Here is an 18,106-nt window from a genome sequence, read left to right as displayed (position 1 = left end):
TGCTGTTAGAGTTGTTTTACCGTGGTCAACGTGGCCGATTGTACCAACGTTTACGTGCGGTTTTACGCGTTCAAACTTTTCTTTTGCCATGACGGAACCTATCAGTTTTGTGTATCTAGATTACATATGAAAATAATCCACCGAGGGTAGATTAATTTAATTTTTTCAAATTTCAAATAGTTTTTTCTGACAGATAAAGGAAGAAATTAAGATGAGTTCTCAAGACTGGTGCTGATAGGCAGATTTGAACTGCCGACCTCACCCTTACCAAGGGTGCGCTCTACCAACTGAGCTATATCAGCAACACCAGAAATCTGGAGCGGGCAGCGGGAATCGAACCCGCATCATCAGCTTGGAAGGCTGAGGTAATAGCCATTATACGATGCCCGCATAGGAACCTGTTCTTAAACTACCTCTAACCGTCAAGAATAAAGTGGTGGAGGGAGCTGGATTCGAACCAGCGAAGGCTGAGCCGTCAGATTTACAGTCTGATCCCTTTGGCCGCTCGGGAACCCCTCCACGAAAATTCTTTACTAAGTCACTTCCGGTAAAAGGAAAGTGGTGCCGACTATCCGAGTTGAACGGATGACCTACTGATTACAAGTCAGTTGCTCTACCAACTGAGCTAAGTCGGCACTGCTTTAGTACGGGGCGAGATTCTAAGGTAAGGTTTATTGTGATGCAACCATAAAATTAAAAAAAATGTGAATTTATGTGTTAAACGCTCACTATTCAGGCAAATTCGCGTTTTTTTACTGCTTTATAGTTAATTCGTGCCAATAATTCAGTCCTTTAAACACGAGCAAGCTGTCAAACTGGGCGTCCAAAAATGCTTCAGCAAGTAATTTGCCGTAACCACCAGCAAATAATAAATGACAATCTTGTTGATTAAGATGCTGTTTTGCCTGCTCGATTGCGCCAATAGTGGCAACCATCGCGCCATTCTTGAGGCCATTTGGCGTATTACGGCCTAAATCAGTCGCAAATGGGGTTTGTCCATCATCAAACACGCGTTGGGTATTCTGGGTAAGTGAAGATGTCATCAAATCAAGGCCTGGTAAAATCCAACCACCTAGATGTGCACCTTCACTATTGAGTACATCAATTGTTGTTGCAGTGCCGGCATCGATAATAATGCAATTTTGCTCGGGGAATTCGACATACGCGGCAATGACAGCCAGCCAACGATCAATTCCTAGATTTTGATACTGCTGATAGGCACAGCTTAACGTGTTTAGCTTTGCACTCACCTGTGCTTCGAAGTAAGGAACGGCGTGTTGCTGCGCCTGTGCTAATAATGGTGCAAGCAGCTCGGTGCTACCCACACAGGCATAAACTAGCTCTTTTATTTGTAGCCAAGGCAAGCTGCTGAGTTCACATGTTTGATAAGCCTTGCCATCAAACAAAACCGCTTTAATGGCGGTATTACCCACATCAACTAACAATTTCATAGCTCTGCCTTACGTAATGAGATTTCACCGCCATAGTAACTTTTTACTTCGCCATCTTGACGAATACGCACGCCACCTTGGTTATCAATACCTTCACAAATACCGCGCCAGCTACGATGTCCAGTATTAAGTTCAACACACTCACCAGCAAATGCGTTTAACTGATTCCACTGTAGATACATATCGTTTAAGCCCGATTGTTGATACTGCGCTAAGCGTTTTTCCAAATAAAAGCATAAATAGGCCACCAGCTTATTTTTGTCTAACCCTTGCACGTGCTGACTTAAGTCGGTCCAAGCTTGGTCTATGTGCTGGCTGGCACTTTCTGGCATATGTAAATTAATACCTATGCCAATAACAAGCTGACAAGGCCCCTGTGGCTGACCATCAAGCTCAACTAATACACCGGCTAATTTTTCGCGGTTTAAATAGATATCGTTGGGCCACTTAAGCTCTATATCCAACTGATATAACGCTTTCAGCGTGTCGTAAACGGCAAGGCCAACAGCAATTGAGACCCCCATGGCAGCTTGTAGACCATCATCCAAGCGCCAAAAATAACTGAAGTATAAGTTTGCACCAAAGGGTGATTGCCACACTCGACCGCGACGCCCCCTTCCTGCCTGCTGCATTTCTGCAACTAACACGCTACCAGAATAAAGAGGAGCATCAGTTTGTAAGCGACGCATTAACTCACTATTGGTTGAGTCAATAATAGGCTGCACTTCAACATTCGCGGTGCAACCACCTAACTCACTATAATGTTGACCGATTTTATCTTTGTTCAGTAAGCCCGCACTATTATTAAGGCAATACCCTTTACCCGTGACTTTGAAAATATCGAGCCCCATTTCCTGCAATGAATGAATATGCTTACCCACTGCTGCACGGCTAATACCTAATTGCTCACCCAATTGCTGACCAGAAATAAAACCACCGGTATTGAGTGCTTGTAAAATAGCGAGTTTATTTCCGTCTGGCGCTTTCATGATGAAGCTCCCAATTCAATGTGACACTCATGATCGGCATTGATCAGTCGCACTTCGTGCTGTAAAGCAATCTGGTATTTTTGCCAAACTTGCTGTTGAACATGGTTTACCATGGCAATTAAATCATCACCTGTACTGTTACCATGGTTTACAAGCACTAACGCTTGCTGCTGATGAACCTCAATCCCGGCGACCTTAAAGCCTTTTAACCCAGCTTGCTCAATCAACCACCCCGCCGCAACTTTATGATGTTCAGCATCCACATAGTAGTGAGGTAGCTCAGGGTACTGCTTTAAAAGTAACGCTAGTTGCTCATTACTAATCACTGGGTTTTTGAAAAAACTGCCCGCATTCGCAAGTTCACTGGGGTTTGGTAGTTTACTGTTTCTGGTTGTAATGATTTGCTCAAACACTTGCAGTGGAGAGGGATCTGAAAGCTGTTGCAATGGTCCGTAACTCAGTACTGGCTGCCATTTTTTAGGTAACAGCAGCCCAACTTGGGTGATCACCGCTTTATTTTTCAATGCATGTTTAAAGATAGAGTCTCGATAGCCAAATTGGCATTCGTCTTTAGTTAGGCGCTTTATCGCTTTGGTGGCAATATCAAAGTAGTCGACATAGCTCACAAACTTTTCAAGCTCTACACCGTAAGCTCCTATATTTTGCACTGGTGCAGCACCAACAGTTCCAGGTATTAAAGCAAGGTTTTCAAGCCCAGGCATGTCATTGGCAATAGTCATGGCGACTAATTGATGCCAGTTTTCTCCGGCTGCAATGTGCAATAAAAAGCCATCACTTTGCTGCTCTATATCTATGCCCTTCGTGTTCATATGGATGACAGACCCTTGATAGTCAGATAAAAACACCGTATTGCTGCCTTCGCCTAAAATACAAAAGGGAGACGAAAAGTCTGTGCTTAAAAGCTGATTCACTTCATCAATTTGATAAAAATGCTGGCATTGGCTTGGCAAAGAAAAGGTATGAAAAGATTGCAGGGACTGAGCCACAAAACGCCTCAAAGGTTACCGGTAACTAATCGCATTAGTGTAACCTATCGTCGCAAAATACGCATTAGATTGTAAAAATCACTCAACCCACTGCACTAATCATGTTATAAAACGGGCTCTTTTTCATTTCCGTTCCAGGGTTATTATGAAGTTTAAACCATTACTTTTAAGTCTTGCGATGGCCGGTGCTTGCTCTCAAGCAACTGCAGATGCAATCAGCCAACACACTTACGCAAACTTAGATGACGTAACAACCACTCACCTACTACTAGATTTAGATGTTGATTTTGATGACAAACAACTAGAGGGTTTTGTTGAGCACACGCTAGATTGGCACAATGCGACCAGCAAAACACTTGTTCTTGATACGCGCGATTTAGATATCGACAAAGTAATGTATCAAGATAAAAAAGGCAGCTGGCACAAAGCTGACTTCACCCTTGCTGCACGTGATGACGTGAAGGGCTCAAAATTAACAATTAAATTTAAAAGCCAAGCGGTTAAAGCACGTATTTACTACAACAGCCGCCCAGAAGCTTCAGGTTTGCAGTGGTTAACACCAGAGCAAACAGCCAGTAAGTCACATCCATTTATGTACAGCCAATCACAAGCAATTCATGCTCGTAGTTGGATCCCAGTACAAGATACGCCAGCAATGCGCGTAACTTACTCAGCACGTATTCACACGCCTAAAGACATTCGTGCAGTAATGAGTGCTGACAATAAAGATGCTCTTTATAAAGATGGCGACTACTTATTCGATATGCCACAACCAATTTCGCCATACTTAATCGCAATTGGTGCTGGTAACTTAGAATATAAAGCCATGTCTAAGCAAACAGGTATCTTTGCAGAGCCAACCATTTTAGATGCATCAGTTGCTGAGTTTAACGACACGCAAGCGATGATCGATAAAACGAACGCTATGTACGGCGAATACGCATGGGGTCGTTATGACTTATTAATGCTACCGCCAAGCTTCCCATTTGGTGGCATGGAAAACCCACGTTTATCATTCATCACACCAACGGTTGTTGCTGGCGATAAAAGCTTAGTAAACCTAATTGCTCACGAGCTTGCTCACTCTTGGTCTGGTAACTTAGTGACTAATGCGACGTGGGAAGATTTATGGCTAAATGAAGGTTTCACGTCTTACGTTGAAAACCGCATTATGGAAGAAGTGTTTGGCCGTGACCGTGCAGTGATGGAACAAGCGCTTGATGCAGCAGGTTTACGTGCATTACTTAAAACTCTGCCAGCAGCAGATACGCGTCTTAACTTAAAACTTAATGGCCGCGATCCTGATGATGCATTTAGTTCAGTGCCTTACACCAAAGGTCAACTTTTCTTAATTTATTTAGAAAACAAATTTGGCCGTGACAAGTTCGACCCATTCGTAAAAGGTTACTTTGATCAGTTCTCGTTCAAGTCTCTAACAACAGCTCAATTTGTTACTTACTTAAAAGCAAATCTGATCGACAAATATCCAGGCGTAGTCAGCATGGATAAAGTTAATGAGTGGATCTTTGAGCCTGGTTTACCAAGCGATGCACCAAATCCAACGTCTGATGCTTTCGATAAAGTTGATGCAGTCACCAAAACATGGTTAAACGGTGAGATTAGCGCAGCTCAATTACCAACATCTGATTGGTCAGTTCATGAGTGGCTACATTTCTTAAATAATCTACCTCGCGATTTAAGCATTGAAAAAATGACTGAGCTTGATAACCAATTCAACCTAACACAGTCAACTAATGCTGAGCGTGCTTTCGCATGGTTCATGCTAGCGGTAGGAAATGGTTATCAACCAATTTACCCTGCGCTTGATAAACACCTATCAAGCATCGGTCGCCGTAAATTAATTGTGCCACTATATAAAGCACTTATTAAAAACGGTAAAAAAGACTGGGCACATGATGTGTACTTAAAAGCACGTCCGGGTTACCACCCACTTGCACAAGGTACCGTTGACGACTTATTCGCAAAATAAGTTATCAAACACTAAAAAGGCGCTGCAATCAGCGCCTTTTTTAATAGTTAAAATTAGTTACTTACTTTTTGTAAGAAAGCCCGACGCTCTTCTGGGCTTGCCTGCTGCCACCAAAACTCAAGCATTGCAGCTGCACTTGGCGTATTTTTCAAACCCGCTTGTCCGCCGGGTACTTTTGCAGGCAATGTGACAGGAGTTGCAGTCGCGGGTTTACTACTTGCAACAACAGGAGCAGTTGCTACAGCTTGTACAGGCGCGCTAGCTGCACGATAGCCAATAATAGATAACGGTACAGCAAGCTCACTGCCCTTAGCCTTTAAGCTTACTTGCGGTGATTCGGCAAACACTTCTGCTGCCACTGCATTACTGGCTCGATTAAACACTAGGTCATAGTCTTTGCCACTTTCCACCGTGACCTCAACCCAAAAAGGCTCAGACTCTACGACTTGATGATCATCATAGCCTTGCTCGAAAAGATCGGTGTATTTCATTTTTACTTGGTATGTACCCGGGGCAAGCTCAACGTCATCAACACGACTGAAAAAAGACTGCTCAATAAGGCGATCCCCGACTTGTAAAGGCACAAACTCTTCTGGAAAGTGAATAGTCTCAGCTACACTGCTAAAACTATTAAATAGCATTAACGCACTACTCAGTAATACTAACTTACGCATGTTCACTCCTTGGTTGTTCAACTTGCGGCAGTTTCAGTTTGACACTGCAAATAAAGTTTGTCATTAGTGGGCGGTCATTTAACCACATTTATAAGAGAGCTAAGTATGAGCCAAGAGACTATTTTTACAAAGATTATTAACCGAGAGATCCCTGCAGACATTGTTTATGAAGACGACTTATCTCTTGCTTTTAAAGATATTAACCCACAAGCCCCTTTTCATGTGCTGATCATCCCAAAAACTCAAATAGCAACGATAAATGATGTAACAGAAGAAAATGCCGCTTTAGTCGGTCACTTATATGTAGTGGCAGCAAAACTCGCTAAGCAATTTGGCTTCAGTGAAGACGGTTTTCGCGTCGTAATGAACTGTAATGACCACGGCGGGCAAACCGTGTACCATATACACCTACATATGCTGGCAGGTAAAGAAATGGGCTGGCCTCCTTATCAAGACAAGAAAAAACACGCAATCTAATACTTTGATATGTAAACAACTGTAAAAAGTAGCACAAACATATTATTTTTGGCTATAATGAATATATATCAGTTAGTTAACATATTGCGATTAGTTAACTAACTGTAATTTTTGACACAAAACAGACACAAACTGTACTTTTCCTGCACAACTCTCAGAAATTTCTAATACGAAAGGGGTGGATTGCGTGATAGGATTTAACTGTCAACTTTATTCAAGAGTGTATATATATGAGTAGTTCAGCCTTTTTATTATTAGATCCAGAGCCAATTAATACTATTGGCATTAACGTATTAGAGCCATTGTTAAAAACACAAGGACTAGCAGTGACATCTGGTACTGATATTTCTGAAGTACCAGAAGGAACACGCTTGTTATTTATTGAAACGTCAAGCACAGATCCGTGGGGCAAGTTAAAAGAACAACTAGTTAATCTACGAATGAAATGCGATATCGTATTGTTTAACTTAGATGAAAACCCTGAACTTGCAAACCGTGCTCTTTTAAGTGGTATTCGTGGTGTGTTCTACACAACAGACAATGCTGATGTGTTAATGAAAGGCATTCGTTTATTACTTGAAGATCAACTATGGTATCGCCGCGACATCATGTGTAATGCATTAAATCGTATGTTGCAGTTCAATAAAGACGCACTCCACAAATTGACAGATGGTGACATCGAACCGGTTAAACTTACTAAACGTGAAAAAGCAATTATCTCATTAATGAGTAAAGGTTCGAAAAATAAAGAAATTGCTGAAGATTTAAGCATCAGCCCGCATACAGTTAAAACTCACTTATACAGTGCATTTAGAAAAACTAAATGTCGTAACCGTATCGAGCTATTGTCTTGGGCACAGCAAAATATTCCTGACGAAATTCGCTAAACCAAGCAAAACATCCTACTAGTTAAAACAGACGCAACCGCGTCTGTTTTTGTTTCTGGTTGCTAAACGCAGTAATTGACTTTATTCTCAAACTGATTGCAAAACACCGGAAATACAATGCTCGACTCAGCCACTTTATATTATGCCAGTGCTGCCATGATGGCAGTGATGACCCTTCTTAATTACCTTACATGGCGAACCAATAATAATACTCCGGGCACCTTACTCTATATTTTCTACCCTTTAGTGATGTTTGCATCGGTAATGAGTTTTGCACTGCATGGCCATATCAATAATATTGCTAGTGTTGCTATCGCAAACACCCTACTCTTTAGTGCATCCATTATTCATGTACTCGCGATATGCCAATTTTTAAATGCCAAATGCGTCGGTTTTAAAACCTTTGTTGCGATCACGGTGGTGCTCGCGATGACCATGGTTTACCTTGCCACTGATAGCGCCGAGTTACGTAGTCGAATTTTGGTTTCAGATCTCCAGCATATAATTGAAGCGTTGTTTTTAATGGCATTATTCATTCGAAATGGCCGTAAAAGTTACCCCAATGGCAGTATTGTCTACATCTTAATTCTCAGCATTATTCTGGCGATATTTACAGGCAGAACCTTAATGATGGGAGATGTCACAACAGCTAATCTACTCTCTGCAAATTGGTTTAGTATCACTTTATTTATAAATGGTGTTATTGCGCCGATGTTTTATGCAACCGGTATGGCACTATTATGTAATGAACGCCGCGAGCAAAACCTTAATCAGTTAGCTGAAAAAGCACACAAAGACTTAGAAATTCGTGGCTTATTCTTATCAACTATCAGCCATGAAATACGCACACCGTTAAATGGCATTTTAGGTAGTGCGCAGCTAATCATGAACCAGTCGAGTGATCCACGAGATAAGCCTTATTGCGAAGCAATAATTAATTCAGCTGAGTCACTCAACTTGCTGGTCGATAAAGTACTCGACTACGCCAGCCTAGATCAGCGTGATGAAGCGCTCTACGAAGAAGACGTCGAGTTTAAAACCTGGCTCAATAACCTCTGCCTTTTGCTTAGTCCTTTAGCAGAGCAAAAACACTTAAAGTTTGAACTTATATACAACTTGCCCGATCAAGCATGTTATTACTGCGACCAACAAAAGCTCAGACAAGTTATTATTAACTTAGTGGGTAATGCGATTAAATTTACTGACCATGGCGCAGTAAAAATTCATGTGAAACTGCTCAACGAAGGGCAATTAGATCACCTTGTTCGTGTTAGTGTAATCGACTCAGGCCCAGGTATTGAAGATGAAGAAATTGCCTACCTTACAGAACCTTATGTACAAAGTAGTGCAGGTAAAGAAAAAGGCGGAACAGGCCTTGGCTTAGCGATTACTAGCCGTTTATTAGATAAATTAGGCAGCAAACTCAATATTGAAAGTGAGCTAAACAAAGGCAGTACTTTCAGTTTTGATATCTCTCTTGCGATTGGTGAGCTCAGCCTCGTTGAGCAGCGCCACCAATCAAAAGATTATGTTACTGGCCTGGACGTGTTATTAGTTGAAGATCTCGATTTAAATCAGAAAATTGCCATTGAATTTATGGCCGATGACGAGCACAAAATCAAGCTTGCAAAAGACGGAACTAGCGCCATTGAACTGATGCAGAAGCATCACTTTGATGTGGTGCTATTGGATATGAACTTACCAGACCTTACTGGTCAAGAAGTGTTGAAAAAGCTCAAAACCATCGACCATTTAAACCAACGAACACCGGTGTTAGCGTTTACCGCGAGTCTTAGTCCTGATGAAATAAAAGAGTACTTAGCACTTGGTATTAAAGACATTGTTGGCAAACCAATAAAGCAACAAAAACTGCGCCAAGCACTCAGTGACTCACAAAGCAATCAGGCTGCGAGTATTGCCGTTGAGCTGCGCGATACACTCTATGATGAAACAGCCGCTGCCACACTTGTCAGCTCATTCAGTGAAGATGAAGTCTCATCGATTTACAATGAATTTGTACTCTCTGCAAGGAACAAACTCATTCGCTGTCAACAACTCGTTGAAGACGATAAAGATCAGTGTATTAAACTTTTGCACCGCCAAGCTAGCACTGCTTTACAACTAGGCTTTAACCGTTATGGTCTAGAGCTCAAGAAAATTGAGCGTAAGCTACTCGACAACAAACCTTTGAAAGAATCATTAACCGAAGCTTTAGTGCTATGGCAAGAAAGCCTACAGGCCTACTTGAAGCATGTTAGAAGTGAGTTAGCATAAGAGCTAGCTCTTAACTTCTCGCTTCTAGCGCAAACTAAACCCCGTTTAACCTTGAGCATGATGGCTTAGCTCTACAACTGCGAAAATAATGCCGCTCTCGATCAACTAACGACTGATGTCTAATATCTGACCTCTCGTTCTTTTGAAAGCTAAAACAAAAAACCGCCGTATTTTTCAATACGGCGGTTCTCATTTTTCGAAGCGAAAGACGTTATTAGTCTTTAGCTGCACGGCTCGCACGTTTACGCTCACTTTCAGTTAAGTGACGTTTACGAATACGAATGCTCTCAGGTGTTACTTCTACTAACTCGTCATCATCGATGAACTCAATCGCTTGCTCAAGCGTGTAGTTTAGTGGTGGCGTTAACGTTTGCGCTTCGTCTGTACCAGACGCACGTACGTTTGTTAACTGCTTACCTTTAAGCGCGTTTACTGTTAGGTCGTTATCACGGCTGTGGATACCGATAACCATACCTTCGTAAACTTCAACACCGTGACCGATGAATAACTTACCACGATCTTGAAGGTTGAATAATGCTTAGTCAGTGCTTTACCTGTTGCGTTAGCAATCATTACACCGTTCTTACGAGCACCGATAGTACCGCCTTTGTACGGACCGTAGTGATCGAACGTATGGTAAAGAAGACCAGAACCTGACGTTAATGTCATGAATTCAGTTTGGAAACCAATTAAGCCACGGCTTGGGATCATAAAGTCCATACGAATACGGCCTTTACCATCTGGAGACATGTCAGTTAGCTCACCCTTACGAAGACCAATTTGTTCCATGATAGAACCTTGGTGCTCTTCTTGACAGTCGATTGTAAGTGTTTCGTATGGCTCTTCTTTTTGACCATCAACTTCACGAAGGATTACTTGTGGACGAGATACAGCAAGCTCGTAACCTTCACGACGCATGTTCTCGATTAAGATACCTAAGTGTAACTCACCACGACCAGAAACACGGAAGCTATCTGGGTTGTCAGTTTCTTCAACACGTAATGCAACGTTGTGAACAAGCTCAGCTTGTAAACGCTCAAGGATGTTACGTGAAGTTACGAATTTACCTTCTTTACCAGCAAATGGTGATGTGTTTACAGAGAACGTCATTGTTACTGTAGGCTCATCAACGCTTAGCGGTGGTAATGCTTCAACGGTATTTACATCACAGATAGTGTCTGAGATTTTCAGCTCACCAAGACCTGTGATTGCAATGATGTCACCCGCGCCAGCAGATTCTGCTTCATGACGCTCAAGACCTAAGTAACTCATTACTTGGCCAACTTTACCGTTACGCTTAGTACCGTCTGCGCTTACAACAGTAACCTGTTGGTTAGGACGAACAGTACCACGCTTGATACGACCTACACCGATAACACCGATGTATGAGTTGTAGTCAAGCTGAGAAATTTGCATTTGGAAAGCACCTTCAGGATCTGCATCCGGTGGAGATACTTCGTCAACGATCATCTGGAACATTGGTTCCATGTTATCTGATGGCTCGTCTAAATCCATTGTTGCCCAGCCGTTGATAGCTGATGCATAGATTACTTTAAAGTCTAACTGTTCGTCAGTTGCACCTAGGTTATCGAATAAGTCGAAAACTTGGTCCATAACCCAGTCAGGACGTGCACCTGGTTTGTCGATTTTGTTGATTACAACAATCGGCGTTAAACCTTGTGCGAATGCTTTTTGCGTTACGAAACGCGTTTGCGGCATTGGACCTTCTTGAGCATCAACAAGTAGTAATACTGAGTCAGCCATCGAAAGTACGCGTTCTACTTCACCACCGAAGTCGGCGTGTCCTGGGGTGTCTACGATATTGATATGGTAGTCGTTCCAAGAGATAGCAGTGTTCTTAGCTAAAATGGTAATACCACGCTCTTTCTCAATGTCGTTTGAGTCCATTACGCGCTCTTCGTTACCGCCGCGCGTTTCTAATGTGCCTGATTGCTCAAGCAGTTTATCAACCAGAGTTGTTTTACCGTGGTCAACGTGGGCGATAATCGCTATATTTCTTAACTTTTCGATGCTCATATTTTTTCTCAGAGAAATTGAATCTCATTGATCCTGCAAGATCTACGCACTCACCTGCATTTTCACCAGATGTCCCAGCATAGGATTTAAAAGGGCGCATATTATCCCTTAATAATGGCATGGATGAAAGTTTATCCAATATAAATTTATAAACTTTCTTCAGGCTTTTTATAAGTATCTGTTTTATAAATGACAAATTTATGAAAATTAAAGTGAATCTGAACTCAAAACTGGCGAAATTTTAGTTTTTGAACCATATTTTGGCACTAAATCGTGTTTACAACAGACAAATTGGCATGCGCAATTATTGTGCAAATCGCAGTCGCACTTTTTACGCACCAGAATGATCTTTTTACGCACCAAATTAGTGCAAAAAAAGTTAACAAAACCAGAAGGCGTTTACTTTTTACAAGGCTAAACAATGCGTTAAAAACATGGCACGAAACCAGCTTATATAAGTCAAAAGCAATAATGCAGCAAAAATAAAACCCAACAATTGGAGGACACATGTCACAATCGGTTTTAGATTTTATCAAAGAAAATGACGTTAAGTTCATTGATTTACGCTTTACTGATACTAAAGGTAAAGAACAGCATGTTTCTATTCCTCATCATCAAGTTAATGAAGACTTTTTTGAAGACGGAAAAATGTTCGACGGCTCTTCAATTGCTGGTTGGAAAGGTATCAACGAATCAGACATGGTATTAATGCCTGTTCCTGAGTCTGCGAAAATGGACCCATTTTCTGAAGAAGCAACACTAATCATCCGTTGTGACGTAGTTGAACCTTCAACACTTCAAGGTTACGAGCGTGACCCACGTTCTGTTGCAAAACGCGCTGAAGAGTACATGCGTTCTACTGGTATTGCTGACACTGTTTTATTTGGTCCAGAGCCAGAGTTCTTCCTATTTGACGACGTTAAATACAAATCAGACATGTCTGGTTCAATGTACAAAATCGATGACATCGAAGCTTCATGGAACTCTGATAAAGACTACGAAGGTGGCAACAAAGGTCACCGTCCAGGTGTTAAAGGCGGTTACTTCCCGTGTTCACCTGTTGATTCATCACAAGATTGGCGTTCAGCGACTTGTTTAGTTCTTGAAGAACTTGGTCAAGTTGTAGAAGCTCACCACCACGAAGTAGCAACTGCGGGTCAAAATGAGATCGCAACTCGCTTCAATACAATGGTATTAAAAGCTGACGAAATCCAAGAGATGAAATATGTTATCCATAACATGGCTCACTTATATGGTAAAACAGCGACTTTCATGCCTAAGCCAATCGTTGGTGATAACGGTTCTGGTATGCACTGTCACCAATCACTAGGTAAAGATGGCGTGAACATCTTCGCTGGTGACAAGTACGCTGGTCTTTCTGAAGAAGCACTTTACTACATTGGTGGTATCATCAAGCACGCTAAAGCAATCAACGCATTCGCTAACGCGTCAACTAACTCATACAAACGCCTAGTACCTGGCTTCGAAGCACCAGTAATGCTTGCATACTCTGCACGTAACCGTTCTGCTTCAATCCGTATTCCAGTGGTACCGTCTGCTAAAGCACGTCGTATCGAAGTACGTTTCCCTGATCCAACAGCTAACCCATACTTAGCGTTCTCTGCAATGCTTATGGCTGGCCTTGACGGTATCAAAAACAAGATCCACCCTGGCGATGCAATGGACAAAGACTTATACGATCTACCTGCTGAAGAAGCAGCTGAGATCCCACAAGTTGCATCTTCTTTATCTGAAGCACTAGCATCACTTGACGCTGACCGTGAGTTCTTAAAAGCTGGCGGCGTGTTCACTGATGACCTAATCGATGCTTACATCGCGCTAAAAGGCAAAGAAGTTGAAAAACTTAACATGACAACTCACCCAGTTGAGTTCGAAATGTACTACAGCGTGTAATACGCTGTAGCAGAATTATCTAAAGATAATAAATGTGTGTTCTCAAGCCCGCTCCGCGGGCTTTTTTAATGGTAATTGAGCGGGTTCTACTCTACAGTTTTAGTTAGATTAAAAAATGCAGGGTTGCAGGGTGAAAAGCACAACTTTATTGGTACTATCGCTGATTTTTCTAAGCTTTTTTAGCTATGGCGCAGCGCAAAAAGTCTATTCTTGGAAAGATAAGAACGGCGTTTTAGTATTTTCTGATACACCACGACCTGGTGCGACAGAAGTAAAGATGAACACCCAAAACCTGACCATGCCAGCTACCGACACCAGCATACTTGATAGCGCCCCAAGCGCAATGCCAGTCAAATTTAACGTCAGTATTTCATCACCAGCAAATGAAGCAACCGTAAGAGAAAATACCGGCTCTGTGTACGTTACTGCACGCATTAGCCCTCGCTTCGAAAATGGCTTTAAAGTACAACTTTTATTTGATGGCTCAGCCCATGGTGCACCAAGTAATAGCACGACCTTTGCACTAAGAGAGGTCGAGCGAGGTGAACACACATTACAAGCCAAACTTTATGATGCGAATAATAAACTCGTTTCGGTTAGCCCAGTCAGCACCTTTTTTATGCATAGAACATCGATTTATGGCGGAAACTAAAATTTTCGATATAACGTCTCTTAATGTAAAAAGAGTATGCTAAGCTGCACTTAATCGCAACGCACTAAAATGGTGCAATCATGCTCAGTGAAACACACTTTAATTCTGAATTACTCGACAGTATTTGGAAAAATTTAAGTACTGCCGTCATTTTACTCGACCGAGATTTTAAGCTGGTTTATGCAAACGATAGCGCCAGTGAGCTTTTAGGTTTAGGTCCAAAACGCATTATCAACCAACCGTTCGATAACCTATTTAATTACCACTCAATAGACTTAAAACGCATTGCCCAATATTCGTTATTCGATGGTGTCGATTGCCACCAGCACAGGGCTGACGTGGTGTTCGTTGATTCTCGCCACGCGAAATTAACCATTAGTACGCGCAGAATTAGTAACAACGATGACAATTATATTCTGTTCGAATGTCGTCAAATGGACGATGAAATTCGCCACGATCAAGCCTCTAATCAAATGCACCAATATCAAGCTGCACGTAATTTAATTCGTGGTTTAGCACATGAAATTAAAAATCCTTTAGGTGGAATTCGCGGAGCGGCGCAATTATTGCAGTATGAGGTTGATCAGCAAGAACGAGATCAATGTGCCGAATTAATCATTGAACAAGCAGACCGTTTACGTGAGCTTGTTGACCGCTTGCTTGGTCCGAATCAATTGCCACATAAATCTTATGGCAACATTCACCAAGCCTTAGAGTCAGTGATTAAACTGAGCATGTTAGATAACAATGCCAATATCACTTTAGTGAAAGACTACGATCCAAGTATACCGAGCGTGTACATAGACCAAGGTAAAATCCAGCAAGTGGTACTGAACATTATTCGTAATGCACAACAGGCACTCGTTGATGGTGGCGAGATAAGAATAAAAACCCGCATCAACCATCAACACAGGCGACCAGGTAAGGCACCGAAGAAAACCTTGCTGATCCAAATTTCGGATAACGGCCCGGGAATAGACAAAAGTTTACGTGAAACCTTGTTCTACCCAATGATCACCAATAAAGAAAATGGATCAGGGCTTGGTTTATCCATAGCGCAAACCTTGGTTGACCAACATGATGGCCACATTGATTGTGACAGTTGGCCAGGCCATACAGAATTTAATATCTATTTGCCTTTTACGGATTAATGGTTTTTTGGAGTAGTCATGAAAACAGTCTGGTTAGTTGATGATGATGCCTCTATCCGCTTTGTATTAGAAAAAGCGTTGGCACGTGCAGGATTTGAAACTGAAAGCTATGCAAATGCACAAGACGTGCTGAATGCATTAAAGTTTAGCCAGCCAACGGTACTGGTATCCGATGTGCGCATGCCTGGCATGGATGGCATGGCGTTACTTGAAACCATTGCCGAGCAAAATCCTGGCTTACCAGTGATTATCATGACCGCTCACTCAGACTTAGATTCTGCGGTAAATGCCTTCCAAAAAGGGGCATTTGAGTACCTCGCTAAGCCGTTCGATTTAGACGAAGCTGTTGCGCTGGTAGAAAGCGCCTGTCGTGCTAACTCAACGAAGAAAACTAAACGCAAACAAGCACCACAAACCAATGCGCATATCATAGGTGAAGCACCTGCAATGCAAGAGGTATTTCGCGCGATTGGTAAATTATCAGCATCGAGCATGAGCGTGCTGATTAACGGTGAGTCGGGAACAGGTAAAGAGCTTGTTGCTAGTGCCCTGCATAACCACAGCCCTCGTAAAGAAAACCAGTTTATTGCTCTGAATATGGCTGCCATTCCTAAAGAATTGGTCGAGTCAGAATTATTCGGTCACGAAAAAGGGGCATTCACCGGAGCCGACAGCATTCGTAAAGGCCGCTTTGAACAAGCGAATGGTGGCACTTTATTTTTAGATGAAATTGGGGATATGCCACTCGACGTTCAAACGCGTTTGTTACGCGTGTTAGCCGATGGTGAGTTTTACCGCGTGGGCGGCCATCAAAGTATTAAAGTTGATGTACGTATTATTGCGGCAACGCACCAAAACCTCGAAGACTTGGTTAAACAAGGCAAGTTTCGTGACGACTTATTTCATCGCCTAAACGTGGTGCGTTTACGCTTACCAGCACTACGTGAGCGTACTGAAGATATTGAACGTCTGGCACAGCACTTTTTACATAAAAGCGCCAAAGAGCTGCAAGTTGAAAGCAAGATTTTAAGCCCTAAAGCCACTGAGCAACTGCGCTTATTTAACTGGCCTGGTAACGTGCGCCAACTAGAGAACACCTGTCGCTGGTTAACAGTTATGGCGCCGGGTGAGCTTATAAGTGAACAAGATTTACCGCCAGAAATCGTCGCTGTCACACCCATTGAGCAAGAAGGTGATTGGCTGGATGCATTTCAACAATGGCTTAATCTGGAACTTAAACAAGGCAAAGAAAATATTTGGCCAGCCATTCAAGCACAACTTGAAACTCGCTTGATTAAAACGGCATTAGCCAATTGTGCTGGGCACAAGCAAGAAGCTGCGGTGAAAATTGGTTGGGGCCGCAATACATTGACCCGCAAGCTAAAAGAGCGCAATATTAGCTAATTTCGCGCTATACCCATGTGAGTCAATGAAGTTAATCGAGCACATTCCACTAATTAAACAAATGGAAATCATTAACAGGTTGTCGTTCTTTAGAGAGTTTTCTCTCAGTGAACGGCAGGTGTTGTTAGAGTCATTTAGTCATTTGTATTTAGTCAAACAAGGCCGCGGTGTTTTCAAGCAATACGATACTGATAAACGACTTTATATTGTGCTAAGCGGCTCACTGATGGTGTTCAAACAAAGCCACTTACTCGAACTTGGCACCATTGAACCCGGTGAATTTATCGGAGAAGGTGCTTTTATCAATAACCGCGAGCACAGTACCAGTGCACGCGCAAAAGTTGATACCATTTTGTTAGCTATCACCCCTGAAGCACTTACCCGCTTACCGAATGTGATCCGCGAGAAAATTAAAGATCGCATCATCGAAGGCATGAGTGAACGCATTACTAAGTTAAGCACATACCTTGAGTCGCGTAGCTAGTCCATATACACAATTTGTAATGAGCAATTTAACCAACTTGGGCTATTAACGCGTGCCGTGTAACGATAGGTATCTGATGGTTTCATACCAAATGGGGTACTCACTTCTGGCGTTAAATGGCTGTAGCTTTGCGAATAGTTTTTATAATAAATGACTAAATAGCCGTATAAGTAATCCCACTCCAATGAGACTCGTCTACCACTTGCTAGATTAAACTCGGCCTGTTTATCACTAAATGTAACTGCAAGGCCATTAAACTTATCCTCAACGCAACCGGTTGTGATGACTCGAGCCGGCATAGTAAAACCGGTTAAGCCATTTTTTGCTCGTAAGTAAAAACCTATATTGCCTTGATTGTAAAAGTGATTAGCGTCTGTGGTGTATTTAATTTCAGCTTGATAACCCAGCCTCTGCATAATTTCTGCAAGTTGCTCGGTTTCATGAGTGAGAATTTTATCGCTCGATAACATTAAGGTTGCATCAGCAAAGTCTCTAGGAATAGGTAGCTTTGTGTATTCATAAGGTAAGCTTTGCTTCGTTAAAGCTTGCTCTAATGTGAGCAGCTGTTGTTCATCAAGGTTTTCAGTGTATACGTAGACTGTTGGTTGCTGACAACCTGCCAAAATTAAAAATATGGCTGCTGAAATTATCCTTTTCATTGTTTTTCTCACTTTGGATTACAAGTGTAGTCTAAAGTGAGAAAAACAATAAATCA

Annotated in this window: 15 protein-coding genes, 4 tRNA genes and 1 pseudogene; 9 read left to right on the top strand and 11 right to left on the bottom strand. The window is 42.1% G+C overall.

The features are described from left to right. The 8 genes from C2M33_RS05345 to murB form a co-directional block, all read right to left on the bottom strand. On the bottom strand, positions 1–90 hold a 90-nt coding region (locus tag C2M33_RS05345), incomplete at its 3' end, for a GTP-binding protein (protein WP_233997923.1). A gap of 136 nt (positions 91–226) precedes the next feature. Beyond that, positions 227–302 (bottom strand) — tRNA-Thr (locus tag C2M33_RS05340). Positions 303–315: 13 nt separating this feature from the next. After that, a tRNA-Gly gene (locus tag C2M33_RS05335) sits at positions 316–390 on the bottom strand. 44 nt (positions 391–434) lie between these two features. Beyond that, positions 435–519, bottom strand: a tRNA-Tyr gene (locus tag C2M33_RS05330). A 40-nt stretch (positions 520–559) separates the two neighbouring features. Next, positions 560–635: transfer RNA gene (locus tag C2M33_RS05325), tRNA-Thr, on the bottom strand. A gap of 117 nt (positions 636–752) precedes the next feature. Beyond that, a complete protein-coding gene (locus C2M33_RS05320) occupies positions 753–1,451 on the bottom strand; it encodes a type III pantothenate kinase (RefSeq protein ID WP_063701113.1) in 699 nt (232 codons plus the stop codon). After that, a complete protein-coding gene (birA, locus tag C2M33_RS05315; protein WP_063701111.1) occupies positions 1,448–2,440 on the bottom strand; it encodes a bifunctional biotin--[acetyl-CoA-carboxylase] ligase/biotin operon repressor BirA in 993 nt (330 codons plus the stop codon). Before birA ends, C2M33_RS05320 begins: the two co-directional genes overlap by 4 nt. Then, positions 2,437–3,447 (bottom strand): UDP-N-acetylmuramate dehydrogenase, encoded by a 1,011-nt coding sequence (gene murB, locus C2M33_RS05310; protein ID WP_063701108.1) that lies wholly within the window; start codon positions 3,445–3,447, stop codon positions 2,437–2,439. The genes birA and murB overlap by 4 nt, the downstream gene beginning before the upstream one ends. Before the next feature lie 145 nt (positions 3,448–3,592). Here murB and C2M33_RS05305 point away from each other — a divergent pair, with 145 nt between their 5' ends. Beyond that, positions 3,593–5,437, top strand: a complete 1,845-nt coding sequence (locus C2M33_RS05305; protein ID WP_105173921.1) for a M1 family metallopeptidase — start codon at positions 3,593–3,595, stop codon at positions 5,435–5,437. Positions 5,438–5,490: 53 nt separating this feature from the next. On the opposite strand, the gene C2M33_RS05300 is transcribed toward C2M33_RS05305, so the two are convergent. Then, positions 5,491–6,111: a DUF2057 domain-containing protein gene (locus C2M33_RS05300; RefSeq protein WP_063701104.1), complete on the bottom strand. Its 621-nt coding sequence runs from the start codon at positions 6,109–6,111 to the stop codon at positions 5,491–5,493. Between the two features lie 105 nt (positions 6,112–6,216). Here C2M33_RS05300 and C2M33_RS05295 point away from each other — a divergent pair, with 105 nt between their 5' ends. From C2M33_RS05295 to C2M33_RS05285, 3 genes are all read left to right on the top strand, one after another. Beyond that, positions 6,217–6,588, top strand: coding sequence for a histidine triad nucleotide-binding protein (locus C2M33_RS05295; protein WP_063701102.1), 372 nt, complete (start codon positions 6,217–6,219; stop codon positions 6,586–6,588). 230 nt (positions 6,589–6,818) lie between these two features. Beyond that, positions 6,819–7,475 carry a helix-turn-helix transcriptional regulator gene (locus C2M33_RS05290; RefSeq protein ID WP_063701100.1) on the top strand — a complete coding sequence of 219 codons (657 nt, stop codon included), beginning with the start codon at positions 6,819–6,821 and terminating at the stop codon, positions 7,473–7,475. Between the two features lie 117 nt (positions 7,476–7,592). Beyond that, complete coding sequence (locus C2M33_RS05285; RefSeq protein ID WP_105173920.1) at positions 7,593–9,749, top strand: ATP-binding protein; 2,157 nt, start codon at positions 7,593–7,595, stop codon at positions 9,747–9,749. A gap of 214 nt (positions 9,750–9,963) precedes the next feature. On the opposite strand, the pseudogene typA reads toward C2M33_RS05285, so the two are convergent. Continuing rightward, positions 9,964–11,786 (bottom strand): annotated as a pseudogene (typA, locus tag C2M33_RS05280) (translational GTPase TypA). Between the two features lie 507 nt (positions 11,787–12,293). Between typA and glnA the strand changes: the two are divergent. From glnA to C2M33_RS05250, 5 genes are all read left to right on the top strand, one after another. Next, positions 12,294–13,700, top strand: a complete 1,407-nt coding sequence (gene glnA / locus C2M33_RS05270; protein WP_063701091.1) for a glutamate--ammonia ligase — start codon at positions 12,294–12,296, stop codon at positions 13,698–13,700. A gap of 130 nt (positions 13,701–13,830) precedes the next feature. After that, entirely contained in the window at positions 13,831–14,352 is a 522-nt protein-coding gene (locus C2M33_RS05265) for a DUF4124 domain-containing protein (protein ID WP_233999112.1), read from the top strand. Positions 14,353–14,432: 80 nt separating this feature from the next. Next, on the top strand, positions 14,433–15,503 hold the full coding sequence (gene glnL, locus C2M33_RS05260; RefSeq protein WP_063701086.1) for a nitrogen regulation protein NR(II): 1,071 nt from the start codon (positions 14,433–14,435) through the stop codon (positions 15,501–15,503). A gap of 18 nt (positions 15,504–15,521) precedes the next feature. Next, positions 15,522–16,907, top strand: a complete 1,386-nt coding sequence (ntrC, locus tag C2M33_RS05255) for a nitrogen regulation protein NR(I) (protein ID WP_063701083.1) — start codon at positions 15,522–15,524, stop codon at positions 16,905–16,907. Between the two features lie 25 nt (positions 16,908–16,932). Next, positions 16,933–17,391, top strand: a complete 459-nt coding sequence (locus C2M33_RS05250) for a Crp/Fnr family transcriptional regulator (protein ID WP_105173917.1) — start codon at positions 16,933–16,935, stop codon at positions 17,389–17,391. Here the strand turns inward: C2M33_RS05250 and C2M33_RS05245 are convergent. Beyond that, positions 17,388–18,050 carry a hypothetical protein gene (locus C2M33_RS05245; protein WP_063701078.1) on the bottom strand — a complete coding sequence of 221 codons (663 nt, stop codon included), beginning with the start codon at positions 18,048–18,050 and terminating at the stop codon, positions 17,388–17,390. The two genes, C2M33_RS05250 and C2M33_RS05245, sit on opposite strands and share 4 nt — an antisense overlap. Positions 18,051–18,106: the final 56 nt, after the last annotated feature.

The sequence above is a fragment of the Pseudoalteromonas sp. T1lg122 genome (genome assembly GCF_002964825.1).
In the GTDB taxonomy this organism is placed as follows: Bacteria; Pseudomonadota; Gammaproteobacteria; order Enterobacterales; family Alteromonadaceae; genus Pseudoalteromonas; species Pseudoalteromonas gelatinilytica.
The sequence above is the reverse complement of the archived record's forward strand: the minus strand, read 5'-3'. Positions and strand labels throughout refer to the sequence as shown.